This window comes from Clostridium sp. C8-1-8 (assembly GCF_009928445.1).
Classification (GTDB): domain Bacteria; phylum Bacillota; class Clostridia; order Clostridiales; family Clostridiaceae; genus Clostridium_AR.
In genome coordinates this window covers 1-15,152 of sequence record NZ_JAABNO010000052.1, presented here as the reverse complement: position 1 = coordinate 15,152, position 15,152 = coordinate 1, and the positions used below count along the sequence as shown (strand labels likewise).

Sequence of the window (15,152 nt, the reverse complement as noted above, 5' to 3'; positions counted from 1 at the left end):
TTTACATCTTAACATTTCTAAGATGTTTTTGTCAACACTTTTTTAAAACTTTTTTAATTTCTTTAAATCAGTTTTAATTTTCGTGTCTCTTGCTTGTCGCGTTTGTTTCAGCGACGTGTTTTATAATAACATTTTATTATCTATTATAATAATTATAATACCTTGAAAAACTTATTTTATACTGCTATATTTATAAATTTCTCTCTTAATCACACTTTTTCTTATACAGATACACTAGGAACTGTTTACCAACATAACAAGTAATTAATATAATCTAATCTCTATAGAAAACGACTTTATGATTATTATTGTTAAAGATCTCATATTAAAATTTATACTAAAAGAATATTAATAGTCTCTTTAATGAAAAAAACTTATTATTTGTAATAAATTCTATCTATTATTCATACTTCTAATGTAAGAAATAATCTAGAAGGAGATATTGGTTACTAAACTAATATTATATATTACTAGGAAGTGCTAATAAATGAAATATAAAAAGAGTAAAGTTTTAATATTGGAGCTTATGGGCATTCCTTTTCTTATATTATTAGGATTGTCTGTCAGCTTCGCTTATAAGGCTTTTAATAAAAACTTTGCTATAAGCTTTTTTAGTATTGTTAACACTAGCTTATGGGAACAATTAAAAATAAGCTTTTTCCCAATAATATTCTACTCACTAATAGAAAAGGTATTTTCCGTAACTAATTCAAATAACTTCTTTACAGCAAAAGCAACCGCATTCATATGCATGTCAACTTTTTTATCTCTTTCTTACTTTCTTCTAGGCTTTAGAGCTATTAATTGTGAACTATCAGATACTATAACTATATTATTAATAGGATATAGTTTATCTCAAGCTTTATCTTTAACTATATTAAACCTCAATAAAAACTACCAATATATAAACTTGATAGCATTCCTTTTCCTAATAATTATTTCAATACTATTTTTTTCATTCACAGTTAACCCACCAAATAACTGGTTGTTTGAAGCATCAAAACAATTAATACGATTTATTAATTTATAACTTTTGTGATAATAAACTATTACACATTAAATCCCTAATAAAATAAAAATAAGTCAACTGGCATTATTCTAGCAGTTATAGCTAGTTATCTTAAGTAATCTTAGCCACTTGACTTATTATAATAAGTTTGACACCTAATGAAATTATTACATTTTCTCTACATTTATTGCCTGAGGACCTCTTTCTTTTTGAACAACATCAAAGGTTACCTCTTCTCCCTCATGTAAATCTTTATTAGTACCTTTCTCCTTAACTTGCGAATGATGAACGAAAACATCATCTCCTTCATTTGCTGATATAAAGCCATAACCTTTCTCATTATTAAACCACTTAACTGTACCTGTCTGCATATGAAAACCTCCGAAGTTTATAATTTAACATTAATATTTCCATAATTACTTTTTTAATTCATAAGGTTCTCCTATAGAAATGTACTACTTAGGCCTAAAATTTATTTTTGAAACTCCTGTAGATTCTGAGAGATAAGCCAAAAGACTAGAATTTTACTACAAAGTAGTGAATTTACAGAATATCTTTCTAATATACTCAACTAACGATCTCTACTAACATTTACTATAGCATCTTTAATTTTATTAGAATGTCTTAAAAAACTTTTACCTGCTGAAGCTACAATTTCTTGAGGGATTTTCATAAAACTATACTTTGTAAGCTCGATAATGGGTTCAAATAAGTTCTTAGTGTCGTCATACCCTTGTTTAATCCTTCTTCTAGCTCCATTCGGTGTAAAATCCAACGTAGAACTAAGAATTCCATCATCCATATCTCTTGGTACTATTTCTATAATCTTTGCATTGGGGAATATACTTCTATCTAACTCACTGATTTTAGATAAATTAACTGCAATAATTATGTCGCAGCCCTCTCCGTATATAGGCTGTATAGGCAAATTATCAACCATTCCACCATCCAAGTATTTTTTGTTTTCTATTTCTTTGCTCTCAAATACTACTGGTATTGCAGAAGTTGCTAATAGTATCTCTTTTATATCCTTTTCCTTATAGTTATTTAGCTTGAAATATTTAGCTTTAATCGACGGAATCTCACTACACGCAGCATATAAGCTTATAGTAGACTTAACGATCTTTGAAAAATCAATATGTTCATCTATTAACTTGAGAACACCATCTCTAGATACATCACCAATTTCTAAAGTCTTTGGAATATACTTTTTTACAAAGTTTATATTCTTTGAGCCCCAAGCTAGCATCAAGCTTTTTTTTACCAAATCAATATTCTTTGTAGGAAGTATACTTTCCTTTGTTAAGTTAATCCATAGATTTTCTGCCTCATCTATACTGCTGCTTACAAATAAAGCCGCATTCAGCGCTCCTATAGATGTTCCAGATATAGCCCTAATGTATTTATCAAATCCAAATTCCTTTAGAGCTTTCCAAACGCCTATTTGGTAAGCGCCTCTTCCTCCGCCCCCAGCTAGCACTAACCCTATCTTCATAGAATCACCTAACCCCTATCTCTAAATTAATATCTAGTTATAAAATATTCAAAAAATTATATATAGTTCTTACTACCTTAACTTACTATATATTTGAATTATGGACTAAATAAAAAAAAATAAAACCACATATAAATAATTTATGTATTAAGTACTTACTTTAGCAAATACTACTACTGAAATATTAATAACTATATATTTCAAACAATCTATTACAATCAAAACATTCTAGTGAAATATGAGCATCTCCAATTCATATTTCAAAAAAAGTGGTATATCCGCCTCAGATATACCACTTACTTTTCTAATATTAACCACATCTTCTCTTAAATATCCCAATGTGTTTTAGCCTAATTCCAAAGTGCTTACTTACTTTGCTTTCCTTGACCTATAGACTCCATAATAATTAAAGCTGTATCTTCTATAGCTCTTTGAGTTACATCAATAGTTTTGCATCCTAACTTTCTTATAATTTTATCAGCAAAATCAAATTCTTCTAATATTCTCGAGTCACTAGCATATTCTATTTCTGATGAAATCCTATGGAACTTATCAAGTCTTCTCTTCCTTATCTCTATTAATTGCAGAGGATCAATTGTTAACCCAAATATCTTTTTCTTATCTATCTGATATATTTCGTCTGGCACACCAACCTCAGGAACTAAAGGAATATTTATAGCCTTAATACCCTTATTAGCTAAATACATACACAATGGGGTCTTTGAAGTTCTTGATAAACCAATTAAAACTACATCTGCATTTTTTAGTCCTCTGTAGTCTTTCGAATCATCATATTGCATTGCAAACTCCATTGCCTCTATCCTTTTAAAATACATCTCATCAGTTTTCCACATCGCTCCTGGATTGTAATCTGGATGAGTATTTAATATAGTAGATGCTACATTTATTATTGGTCCTAACACATTTATTATATTAATATTTCTTTCAATACACTTTTCAGTCAAAAATTCTCTTACATTAACAGTTATTATAGTGGATACTACCATACAAGATGAATAAGAATCTGTATTCCTTATAAGCTCCTCAACATCTTCAAGGGATTTGACATATGGTACTCTCTTTACTTCTGCTTTCTCTTTAAATTGGCTGGCAGCTGCTATAGCAACCTGTTCAGCAGTTTCTCCAATAGAATCTGAAACAGCTAATATGGTTAACATTCTATATACCCTCTTTCTTATAATTAGTTTTAATCTTTTGATATAAGATAAAATTCCTTAAACCCTTTTAAACTAATTATACCTATAAATAAAATATAAGTATAATTATAAATTCGACAATATTATAAATAATATAACTTTTAAACCTTCTTAATTATTATTGTTTCTCTCTGTGCGGATATTAACCTATTTTCTTTATCATAAATAAAACCTACCACAAATTTCAGTAATATATTTAAAAATGCACTTTATAAATTGATATGCAATTAAATATATAAATACTTTAAAAAACATTTTCATATTATCCGACTCTGTCTATTTATTGTGCTTGTTTAATATTTAATTCTTTTACTACTACTAAAATACTTGCAATTCATTTTCTGGTTATAAAAAGAACATAGTGCATAAAAAATATTACGCACTATGTTTTCTTTATAATAAATCCAACCTTTTATAAATTTACTATCAATCATCATATAGTTTTATATTATATAATTAGCAATAAATTTTTAGATCTTTATTTATTCCTTGACTTCATTCCATATGTTGAAAAAAGAAACCCAAAAATCCCTGCAATCATAGAAAGAACTAGTGCACTTACTATTGCTGATTGTCCCATTAATAAATAATGTATTGTAATAAAGTTTACAGCAACTAATATTGCAAAAAGCAATACTCCAACCTTCATTTTTATACTACCTCATCTTTTCTTAATCATTTTCAGAAGATATGTTCACTAATATAGAAGGTTTTACTAGAAACCAATAGATTATATACACCATTTCCTTAATATTAATTTATATCTGTCTGTTTACTACTTCATATATGTTATTTTCCTATCTTATAGCAGCAATTGTTATTTAAAATATTTCTATTAATGTTTCAATTGCAAAAGTCTTTTATATTCTTGCTCTAGATATTCATATGCTATTGGTTTACTAAAATAATACCCCTGAATTACGTCACAATTTATCTCTTTAAGCAACTCAAGTTGTATGCAGTCCTCAACTCCCTCTGCTATTACCTCCATCTTTAAATCATGAGCAAGCTTTATTATCCCATCAAGTAAAGCCTTATTACTTTCCTTCAAGCTAATGTCATCTATAAATGACTTATCTATTTTTAAAACTTCTATGGGAAGAACATTTAAATAACTTAACGATGAATATCCAGTTCCAAAATCATCCAACACAACCTTAAACCCTAATTCTTTAAGGCTGTTAAGTATCTCTCTACTATACTCTATATTGTCTATTATAGCGGTTTCGGTAACTTCAAACTCAATCTTGTTCGGTTCAATACCAGTGTCAAACAAAGCCTTTTTTACCTTCTCTAGAAAACACTTATCTAATAACTGTATCGCTGAAATATTTATTGATATAGTATTAAAATCTATACATTTTGTTTTAAATTCAATTGCATCCTTAAATACCTTATTTATAAGCCAAGCTCCAATGGAAACTATACTACCAGTTTCTTCAGCTATAGGAATAAATTCCGCTGGTGAAACCCTGCCAAGTACAGGAGAATTCCACCTAAGTAGTGCTTCAAAGCCTCTTAAACTATATGTGTTTACATCCATCTGAGCTTGATAATGTATCTCCAATTCATTATCGAAGTCTATATCACTTAACCCTTGCTCTATAGCTATTTTTCTAGTAAACTTTTCAAACATGTTATGATCAAATAACACTACTTTGTTTTTCCCATCTTCTTTAGCCTTGTACATTGCTATATCAGCATTTCTTATTATTTCTTCAACAGTCTGTCCATTCTTAGGTATCTCCACTACTCCAGCACTAGATGATACAATTATACATTTTCCTTCTATATATATATTACTTTTTAATCTTCTCTGAATTTTACTTATAAGAACTTGAATGGATTCATTCTTTTTTGTTTCTTTTATAAGTAGCAAAAACTCATCTCCCCCAATTCTAGCAACCTCCATGCTGCCATCGTTAGTCTCAGATATAAGTTTAGATATTTCCACGAGCAATAAATCACCTATTGTATGACCTAAAGTATCATTTATATTCTTAAAATTATCCACATCAAGAAGCACCACTGCTCCTGTAGACTCATTAGATTTCATATAGTCCATTACTTCAACAAGTTTCTTTTCAAAATATATTCTATTAGGAAGTCCTGTCAGCTTATCATAATATGCAAGTCTAAAAATATCCTCTTCATACATTTTCTTTAGTGTTATATCAGTCAATGAACCACAAATCTTAGAGTTGCCCCTTTTTCCTTTATTTATAGTTTTACCTTTAATATTTAGCCATATATAACTTCCATCTGACTTTTTAATTCTAAAATCGCTTTCGTATGATAGGCTTATTCCGCAAATTAAATCATTTAAACTTTTATTTAAACTTACATAATCCTCTGGATGAACCAAGTTTATTAAATCTTTAATGCTATACCACTTTTTATCAATCTTATATCCTGATATAGATCCGAATTTATCAGATATGGTCAACTTGTCATTATCTATATCATATTCATATATAGCATCACTTGATGAATCAATAATACAAGTTAACTTCTCTAATATATCATTAATATGCGAACCTATGATAGAAACCTCATCATGGCCTTTTTCATTAACCTTTAACTGTAGCTCATCTGCCCCTATACCATCTATACTTTCTGAGAGCTTTTTCAGATTTCTCGTTATGCTTTTTGTTGCAATCCCTGCAAGAATAATAGCTAAAACTGATATTATAATAGCAGAAATTAGAGTTATATCTGCTATATCCTTAGAATACTTTAACACCTCGTTTTCATCTATCATTCCGACAATTATCCAATTAGTTTTAGAAGATTTACTGTAAAAGCAATATTTTTCTCCACCGTTATAATCTAAATTGATTGTTTTCTTTTCACCGGAAGAAACTAACTTCAAAAGATCTTTATTAGTTAAATACTTTCCTATCTGGTTATCGTCGTATTCCGCAATTATCTTATACGAAGAATCTAAAAGCATTATATATCCAGTATCCCCAAGCTTTATATTAGATATATATTCAATTAGTGAATCAATTGAAAAATCTATTCCTAAAACTCCTATTAACCTTCCATCTTTATATAAGGCTTTAGAAACAGTTATTACAGATTTACCAGTTATATCATCTAAATATGAGTCGCTCCACACATTGGAATTTCCTTTAACTGCAGAAATATACCAACTTTTATTCTTAATGTCTTTAATGGACATATCACTTTTAGGACTTATAATAAAACTACCATCATCATAAGCAAGATAAATATTTAGTATACTGCCATAAGTTTTTGAAATTCCATCTAATTCGCTTTGAATATGAGCTTTATCAATGATGGAAAAACTTTTATCATTTAGATTGGAACTTTCAATTTGATCAATTATATGTTCTTGTTGCTTAGTAAAATTATTTATTGAAAAATCAACAGTATTCATAAGTAATAAACTTCTTTCTTCAAATGACTGTTTTGAGATACTATCAGCACTTATGAAGTAGATAGTACTTAAAGAAATTACTGTAATTACCACAAGAGACATGGCAAATATTCTAACCTTTCTAGTTATTGTACAACTCATCCAATCCCTTCCCTCTCTAAAACTAAAAGTACAAAAAAATGTACAAATTAAGAATCATACCCTATCAATCTATAAACAAAGGATTTTAATTATCTTTAGCAATTATAAAACCCCATATTAACTAGATTCCCTCTCCTAGCTATAATAATAAGTTTCTTTTTTTAGTAAACATTTCATAATACTTTCTTCGTAATAAGTTAACAAACTCTTAAGTAAAATTGATAATAAATTTATTGAGATTAAACAAGATATATTGCTTTATGATATTATGTCTGCGAATTGAGTCTAATATAGAGATGTTTCAAAAGTTATTTTTTGATTAATCATATGACTTTTTTAATATAATTTTAAATCCTTTTGTATTTTACCAAACTATGTAATTTTGTTCAATAAGAATTATGTATTTTTTTGTCTAATATTGCACTTTTATTACATAATTACATATAAAGGTATACATATATCAAATTATATATTTCCAACTGATTTTTTTTATACTTTGATGAAAATAAAGCACAAGAATAATATTTTTATTTTTTCTTCTTTATTTGTTATCTAACAAAATTTCATTTAAATATAGAAACTATTTTTACTTTTAGATTTGGAAAAAAATCTTTAAAATTTACATTCAGTTATAAAACATTACTAGTAAAAAATTATTTAATGTAATATTTACTAACTATTAGTTGAATATAAAACTAGATAAATGATAAAATCAACTTATGCCAAAATGCTAATAAAAATAATTAGTCTAGGGTAATTTCTAGGAGGAATAAATTAATGAATAAAGATAAACTTTTAACCATAGGTATTCTGCCTATAATGTGGCTCATATATTTTACTTTTGAATTTATTACAGGAAGAATTCATTCTAAGTTTGATATAATAATGAACCTATTGCCAGTATTATTATTTGGGATAACAGGATTAATAATATATTATTTAGGGATTAAGTTTTCCAAGGGTCTATCCAATATAGCAATAATAATAACATTTTTTTTTACTTTCATATTAGATCAGGGAATAAAACTTATTATCAAAACTTGGTACTTTGATAAAAGCTTTTTCCTCATTGATAACTTTTTAAGCTTTAATCCCATTATTAATTCATCTGGCTCTTGGCTTAATGCAAGATTCGGAGCTGGCATAAACTTTTCAGTTCTTATAATTATAAACGCTATAGTACTATTTTTTATAATAGAAGGTTATAGATACTACTTACACAAGGGATATAAAGACTTTTGGGCTGATATGAGCTTCACCTTTATATTAAGTGGATGTCTTTGCTCACTAATAGATAAAATATTTTACGGCGGTAGTTTAGACTTTATAGGTATCAGCTCTCTATTCATAGCAGACTTAAAAGATATATATATTAACCTATCAATATTCTTTTTAGCACTATGTATATATAATAATGGATTTTGGAAAAACTCAGAGGAAACGACTTTTAAGCAGGATATAGAAGGAGTAAAAAAATTCTTATCATTTATCAAAAAGGATATATCTTTTCTATCTAAATAGAGCATCAAATTATATTATGAAAATATTATAAGTAACCAAGGAGATATTATGGAAAATAGAGTTGGTGTGATAGCTATAGTAATTGAAGACTTAACTAGCGTTCCAAAAGTAAACGAGGTCCTCCACTCCTATAGTTATTTAATCGTTGGTAGAATGGGCATCCCCTACAAGCAAAAAGGAGTATCTGTAATATCAGTAATAGTTGATGGAACACCAGATTCTATAAGTGCGTTAACTGGAACCTTAGGTAAAATTCCTTCAGTAAATGTAAAATCAGCTATAACAAAAACATAAATAACCAGATCAGTAAAACTAATTAGTTTATTAGCTATAGTATTTATATTTAACATCATAGTTAATAACATAAAATATATTTAATCTTCAATATAATATTTAAAATAATATTTTTATTATGGAGGACTATATGAAAATAATCTTATTCACAATTATAATTTTAGTTTTACTAACAATTTTCATTTCTATATACTTCTCTAGAGTAGTTACTTTACCTGTTGTAAGAAACTATAATGATACCTATTCTACTGAATTAGCTGCCGGAAACATAAAAGAGTACATTTTCAATAAATTAGAAAAAGAGGAGATATCTATACCATCAAGGTTTGGCTATGATCTTCATGGATTCTTCTTTCCAAATGGGGGCTCGAAAAAAGTAATAATATTCGCTCACGGAATAACTTGGAGCCTATATGGCTCAGCTAAATATATGGATATCTTTATAAAAAGAGGCTTTGCAGTTCTTGTATATGATCATAGAAATCATGGATTAAGTGGAGGAAAAGATACTTCCTTCGGATATTATGAAAAATATGACCTAAAAACTTGTACAGATTGGGTAATCAACAAAATTGGAGACGATGTATTAATTGGTGTTCATGGTGAATCAATGGGTGGCGGAACTGTTCTACAATATATCGCAATTGATCCAAGAATAAGTTTTTGCATAGATGACTGCGGGTATTCAGATACTACAGAACTATTTAATCATAGATTAAAAAATGATTTTAAGCCACTTAGACATCTTCCACTAGTTCCACTTGCTAGTGTAGCTACAAAAATTACAAGAGGTTGGAAGTTCAGCGATGTAAAACCTATAAATACAATAAATAAAAATAGCACTCCTATATTATTCATACATGGAGATAAAGATGACTATGTACCAACAAAAATGTCTCACGACTTATACAAAGCTAAAACTGGTTTTAAAGACATATATATAGCACCTAATGCTGGTCATGCACAAGCCTTTACTAGTAACCCAGATGAATATGAAAGAAGAGTTGATAAGTTTTTAAAGGATTTAAAAATTATATAGTTTTAAAAAAATACAAAAACCCTGACTTCATCACAGTCAGGGTTTTTGTACTTCTTATTTAATTACTTTGTTAAACTCTTTTTAACAGATGAAAGAATTACTCCTCCCACAGCTGCTCCTATAAGTATAGATAAAACATACATAACTACATTACCAACTGCATGTGGTATAAAGAATACGAACAATCCTCCATGAGGTACTGCAAGTGTACATTTAAATAACATTGATAGTGCACCGGTTAAAGCTGAACCAACCATTATAGAAGGTATAACTCTTAGTGGATCTGCTGCTGCAAATGGTATTGCACCTTCTGTTATGAACGCCGCACCCAATGCCCAAGCTGCCTTTCCTGCTTCTCTTTCTTGATTAGTAAACTTGTTCTTTGCTAATACTGTTGCTAATGCTACAGCAAGTGGTGGAACCATACCAGCAGCCATTACTGCTGCCATTATTGCTGAAGGTTGACCTTGAGATATTGTTGCAACACCGAAAGTATATGCTGCTTTGTTTAGAGGCCCTCCCATATCAAAAGCCATCATTAATCCAATTATTGTTCCAAGTAATATAGCATTTGCACCACTTAAACTATTTAACCATCCAGTTAATGCATCATTTATAGCTTTTACAGGGTTGCCAAGTACATATATCATTATAAGTCCTACTATAAGTGTTGATAAAACTGGTAATACAAAAACAGGCATTAATCCTTCCAAGGATTTTGGTAACTTAATAAACTTCTTCAAGTAATACACTGTATAACCAGCTAAGAAACCGGCTATTAATCCACCTAAGAAACCAGAACCTATATTTGACGCTAAGTAACCACCAACCATACCAGGAACTAGACCAGGCCTATCAGCTATTGAATAAGCAATATATCCAGCAAGTATAGGAACTAAGAAACTAAATGCTCCGTTTGCTCCGATTCTAAACAGCGCTTCTGCAAATGAACCTTTTACTTGGAATGCCTTTATACCAAAGGCAAATGATAAAGCTATAAGTATACCACCAGCTACTACAAATGGTATCATGAATGATACACCATTCATTAGATGTTTATAAGCACCGTTCTTAGTTTCTTTCTCTTCGCTTTTAGTATTAGTTGCTGCTTCATTTCTTGATGTCTGACTAGGTTTAGCAGATAATGCCCTTTGTATAAGACCTTTAGGATCTTTTATAGCATCCTTTACAGATACCTCTATTAGAGGCATGCCTTTGAATCTACTCTTATCTACATTCGTATCAGCTGCAATTATAACAGCACTTGCTGATCTCAAATCCTCTTGAGTTATAACGTTTTCAGCGCCTACAGACCCTTGGGTTTCGACTTTTATGTCGTGCCCTAGATCCTTAGCAGCCATTTGTAATGCTTCTGCCGCCATGTATGTATGTGCAATACCAGTTGGACAAGATGTTATAGCTACTAATTTCATAATAATACCTCCTAATTTTTATTTTATTCAAAAACTTTTATAAATTCATCGAAACTACTACAGTTCATTAAAGATTCTCTTACATCAGAATGCATAAGTTTTCTTGATATCTCACTAAGTGCTCTTAAGTGAACATCACTTGACTCTTCTGGTACGGCTATCAAAAAGAATAAGTGTGCTGGTTCACCATCCATTGAATCGTAGTCAACACCAGCTTTACTTTTTCCAAATGCTATAGATGCAACATTAACAGATTTGCTTTTTCCATGAGGTATTGCAATCCCCATTCCTATCCCTGTAGAAAACTCTTCTTCTCTCTTTAATACAGCCTCTTTAAAAACTTTACTATCATTTATTACTCCGTCTTTTACTAGTATGTCAATAAGCTCATCTAAAGCTTCCATCTTCCCTTTTGCCTTCATATCGAAGCACACTCTATTTTTGGTAAACATATCCTTAGTTGCCATTGTTAAACCTCCTTAATATTTTCCCTTACTCTTTCCATAATTGCTTCTACATCATTAAGCTTGCAAGCTTCTGTTCCTTCTAATGTAACTGTAACTGCACCACAAGCTTGAGCAAATATAAGTGTTTCTTCAATATCTAATTTATTTACTATTGAATAAACTAATGCTGCAACCATTGAGTCTCCAGCTCCAACAGTACTTCTAACTGGTACCTTTAAACCCTTTGCAAAATATTTCTTATCACCAGATATATAAGTTGCACCTTCTGATCCCATTGAAACTAAGATGTTTTCAACTCCCTGTGCTTTTATTTCCTTACATGAATTTATTATTTCATCTAGATTGTCTATTGACTTATTAAATAGTAAAGATAATTCATGATTGTTGGGTTTTATAGCATATGGCTTTTCTTTTAATCCATTAGCTAGTAATTCACCTTCAGCATCAAGTATTGTTATTGCACCTTTACCTTTAGCTATTTTAATCAGTGTACCATAAATATCCTTAGGTAAACTTGATGGTATACCACCTGATAGCACAACGATATCTCCTTCGGAACACTTCTCACTATATAAATCTATAAACTTTTTTAATTCAATTTCAGATATTACTGGTCCAGCCTCATTTATATCGGTATAAACATTATTTTTTCTATCTACAACTTTTGTATTAGTCCTAGTACTTGCTTCAACGTCTATAAAATTATGGCCTACACCTCTTTTATCCAGTTCCTTCTCGAAACTGCTTTTCCATGTTCCTCCTAAGAATCCTAAAGCTAAAGATTCTATACCAAAGTTTTTTAACACCTTTGATACATTTATACCTTTTCCACCTATGTCATATCTAATATCTGAGGTTCTATTAACAGTTCCTAACTTAAAATCATCTATTATAAGAGTTTTATCCATTGCCGGATTAAGCGTTACTGTTATTACCACATTCTCACCTCCCTTATCTTAAGCAGTTACTATATCCACACCTACTTCTGAGTATTCTTTTATCATATCTTGCTCAATATCTCTACTTGTTATAATCATACTAACAGCTTTTATCGGACATATTATAGAAAATGATACGTTGTTGAACTTAGTACTATCGGCAACTATAATTACCTTGCTAGCATAATTAATCATTGTTTTTTTTGTTTGTGCTTCAATGAAGTTTGGAGTTGTTACTCCATCCTCTATAGATATACCATTGGCTCCAACAAAAGCTTTGTCAACTCTGAAATTCTTAATTACAGCTTCTGTTAGATGACCAACCATAGCTCTGGTATTTAATCTTAAACTTCCACCAGTTACTATGATTTCTATCCCTTCCTTATTAGAAAGTTCTGAAGCTATATCTATAGAGTTTGTTATTACTGTTATATTCCTACTTCTAATTCTCTTAGCTATTTCTAAAGTTGTAGTACCAGAATCTAATATTATTGTGTCACCATCTTCAATCATCATACTAGCAACTTCTGCAATACTAATTTTTTGATCAATTTTTTCGTCTTGTTTGTCTATAAAAGATGGTTCAAAATTTGTTCTATTATCTATACCTACTGCACCACCATGGGTTCTCATCAATAGATTTTTTTCTTCTAACTCTTGAAGATCTCTTCTTATAGTAGATTCAGAAACATTTAGTAGTTCAGCTATATCCATAACCTTTATACTACTTTTGGAATTTAATATATCTAATATTTTTTGTTGTCTTTCTTCTGCAAACATAACCAGTTACACATCCTCTTTACTGAATTGCTATTATATATGACTATTTGTGATTGTATTTGCTTGTTTGATTATATTTTAAATGATAACATTTACAAAGTCAACAGTAAATAATCAAATTTACTCAGAAATAATCATATTATTTCTGTATTAATTAGTTATTATGCTTACTTTTGATTTTTATTGCTCATTTTTCTTATTTATTCCAATCTAGTTAATTGATTGGAAACACAATAAATAGTTCTTATATATTTTTTCATTAATGAAGTTTTATATCCACTATTCTTAAACACACATAAAAACTTTCTAGAATAAACTACTTCTTATTGAGCTTCACAATAAAAAATACTATATTATTTAATCTTCTATAACCTATATACTTCTATAAAAGATTAAAGACATGTTTAAAATTTAGTATATTTTAAACACGTCTTATATTATATCAAACAAGCTATATTTAATTTAAAAAAGTTAATGCCCCATCAAATAATTGATGGGGCACATTACCTAGCGACCACTTACTCTCCCACACAGTCGCCCATGCAGTACCATCAGCCGTCTAAGTCTTAACCTTCGTGTTCGGTATGGGTACGGGTGTAACCCTTAGACGCATCATCACTAGATATATAATAATTGCATTAACAATTATATATTATACCTGTACTACAGAACTTTGTCAACAATAATATAAAATTATATAAGGCTCTAAAGTTTTTTTATCATATCTTTAACCTTATTTAGATTTTTTCTACTTTCCTCTATACGTTTTAATAAATTTTTCTTATTTGTATTTATAGCTTTATACCTTTTTATGTTATCTTCTTCTACTTGCCCAATATCTTTAACCTGCTGAGAATCAGCTTCTATTTCTTTTTCTAATCTTTCTAAATCTTCTAGACATCTATTGTATACTTGTTTTAGATATATAGCTATTTCTTCTTGTGTAGTATATTTATCAATACCCATTATATTTTCAGTATATTCTTCCATACTATCTCTCATAATAAATAAACCTCAATAAAATATATAATACTATCTATATTTTACTTACCAATCAATATATACCACATAAACGATATATTTTAAGTTTCTATTTTAAATTTAGTTTATGTTTAATAATATTATTAAAATTAACCTGTTATAAAAATAATAATCACTAAAAACTAAAACAATACCGTTCGATCATAGTAAGTTTACAGTATTATCTATAAATCTATTTAAAGGCTTTCACAAGGTATTTCTACACAACAAAAAAGACTTCACCATTGTGAAGTCTTTAGTGGTGCACCATCAGGGATTCGAACCCAGGGCACCCTGATTAAGAGTCAGGTGCTCTACCAGCTGAGCTAATAGTGCATGATTACCTAGCGACCACTTACTCTCCCACACAGTCGCCCATGCAGTACCATCAGCCG

14 protein-coding genes, 1 tRNA gene and 1 rRNA gene are annotated in these 15,152 nt (G+C 29.4%); 4 read left to right on the top strand and 12 right to left on the bottom strand.

Annotated features, from left to right (window positions below; all coding sequences use genetic code 11):
* The first annotated feature begins 487 nt into the window (after positions 1–487).
* Positions 488–1,030 (top strand): DUF6512 family protein, encoded by a 543-nt coding sequence (locus tag GXK57_RS25590; protein WP_160680851.1) that lies wholly within the window; start codon positions 488–490, stop codon positions 1,028–1,030.
* 146 nt (positions 1,031–1,176) lie between these two features.
* On the opposite strand, the gene GXK57_RS25585 is transcribed toward GXK57_RS25590, so the two are convergent.
* From GXK57_RS25585 to GXK57_RS25565, 5 genes are all read right to left on the bottom strand, one after another.
* Positions 1,177–1,380 carry a cold shock domain-containing protein gene (locus GXK57_RS25585; RefSeq protein ID WP_160680850.1) on the bottom strand — a complete coding sequence of 68 codons (204 nt, stop codon included), beginning with the start codon at positions 1,378–1,380 and terminating at the stop codon, positions 1,177–1,179.
* A 200-nt stretch (positions 1,381–1,580) separates the two neighbouring features.
* Entirely contained in the window at positions 1,581–2,504 is a 924-nt protein-coding gene (locus GXK57_RS25580; protein ID WP_160680849.1) for a patatin-like phospholipase family protein, read from the bottom strand.
* A 365-nt stretch (positions 2,505–2,869) separates the two neighbouring features.
* Positions 2,870–3,682, bottom strand: a complete 813-nt coding sequence (locus GXK57_RS25575) for a pyruvate, water dikinase regulatory protein (RefSeq protein ID WP_160680848.1) — start codon at positions 3,680–3,682, stop codon at positions 2,870–2,872.
* A 517-nt stretch (positions 3,683–4,199) separates the two neighbouring features.
* Positions 4,200–4,370 (bottom strand): hypothetical protein, encoded by a 171-nt coding sequence (locus GXK57_RS25570; RefSeq protein WP_160680847.1) that lies wholly within the window; start codon positions 4,368–4,370, stop codon positions 4,200–4,202.
* A 186-nt stretch (positions 4,371–4,556) separates the two neighbouring features.
* The gene (locus GXK57_RS25565) at positions 4,557–7,265 is read right to left on the bottom strand and encodes an EAL domain-containing protein (protein ID WP_160680846.1); all 2,709 of its coding nucleotides are present in this window, start codon (positions 7,263–7,265) and stop codon (positions 4,557–4,559) included.
* Positions 7,266–8,042: 777 nt separating this feature from the next.
* Between GXK57_RS25565 and GXK57_RS25560 the strand changes: the two genes are divergently transcribed.
* The 3 genes from GXK57_RS25560 to GXK57_RS25550 all read left to right on the top strand — a co-directional run bounded on the left by GXK57_RS25560 (position 8,043) and on the right by GXK57_RS25550 (position 10,119).
* Positions 8,043–8,786 carry a signal peptidase II gene (locus GXK57_RS25560; RefSeq protein ID WP_160680845.1) on the top strand — a complete coding sequence of 248 codons (744 nt, stop codon included), beginning with the start codon at positions 8,043–8,045 and terminating at the stop codon, positions 8,784–8,786.
* Between the two features lie 48 nt (positions 8,787–8,834).
* Positions 8,835–9,080 (top strand): TM1266 family iron-only hydrogenase system putative regulator, encoded by a 246-nt coding sequence (locus tag GXK57_RS25555; RefSeq protein WP_160680844.1) that lies wholly within the window; start codon positions 8,835–8,837, stop codon positions 9,078–9,080.
* A gap of 130 nt (positions 9,081–9,210) precedes the next feature.
* Positions 9,211–10,119, top strand: a complete 909-nt coding sequence (locus GXK57_RS25550) for an alpha/beta hydrolase (protein ID WP_160680843.1) — start codon at positions 9,211–9,213, stop codon at positions 10,117–10,119.
* A gap of 62 nt (positions 10,120–10,181) precedes the next feature.
* Here GXK57_RS25550 and GXK57_RS25545 read toward each other — a convergent pair whose 3' ends face one another.
* The 7 genes from GXK57_RS25545 to GXK57_RS25515 form a co-directional block, all read right to left on the bottom strand.
* Positions 10,182–11,552, bottom strand: coding sequence for a fructose-specific PTS transporter subunit EIIC (locus GXK57_RS25545; RefSeq protein ID WP_160680842.1), 1,371 nt, complete (start codon positions 11,550–11,552; stop codon positions 10,182–10,184).
* 23 nt (positions 11,553–11,575) lie between these two features.
* On the bottom strand, positions 11,576–12,019 hold the full coding sequence (locus tag GXK57_RS25540) for a PTS sugar transporter subunit IIA (RefSeq protein WP_160680841.1): 444 nt from the start codon (positions 12,017–12,019) through the stop codon (positions 11,576–11,578).
* Between the two features lie 2 nt (positions 12,020–12,021).
* A complete protein-coding gene (gene pfkB, locus GXK57_RS25535) occupies positions 12,022–12,957 on the bottom strand; it encodes a 1-phosphofructokinase (protein ID WP_160680840.1) in 936 nt (311 codons plus the stop codon).
* An 18-nt stretch (positions 12,958–12,975) separates the two neighbouring features.
* A complete protein-coding gene (locus GXK57_RS25530) occupies positions 12,976–13,737 on the bottom strand; it encodes a DeoR/GlpR family DNA-binding transcription regulator (RefSeq protein WP_160680839.1) in 762 nt (253 codons plus the stop codon).
* 505 nt (positions 13,738–14,242) lie between these two features.
* Positions 14,243–14,360 (bottom strand): 5S ribosomal RNA (rrf, locus tag GXK57_RS25525).
* Positions 14,361–14,442: 82 nt separating this feature from the next.
* The gene (locus GXK57_RS25520; RefSeq protein WP_160680838.1) at positions 14,443–14,739 is read right to left on the bottom strand and encodes a hypothetical protein; all 297 of its coding nucleotides are present in this window, start codon (positions 14,737–14,739) and stop codon (positions 14,443–14,445) included.
* Positions 14,740–15,017: 278 nt separating this feature from the next.
* Positions 15,018–15,093, bottom strand: a tRNA-Lys gene (locus GXK57_RS25515).
* Between the last annotated feature and the right edge of the window lie 59 nt (positions 15,094–15,152).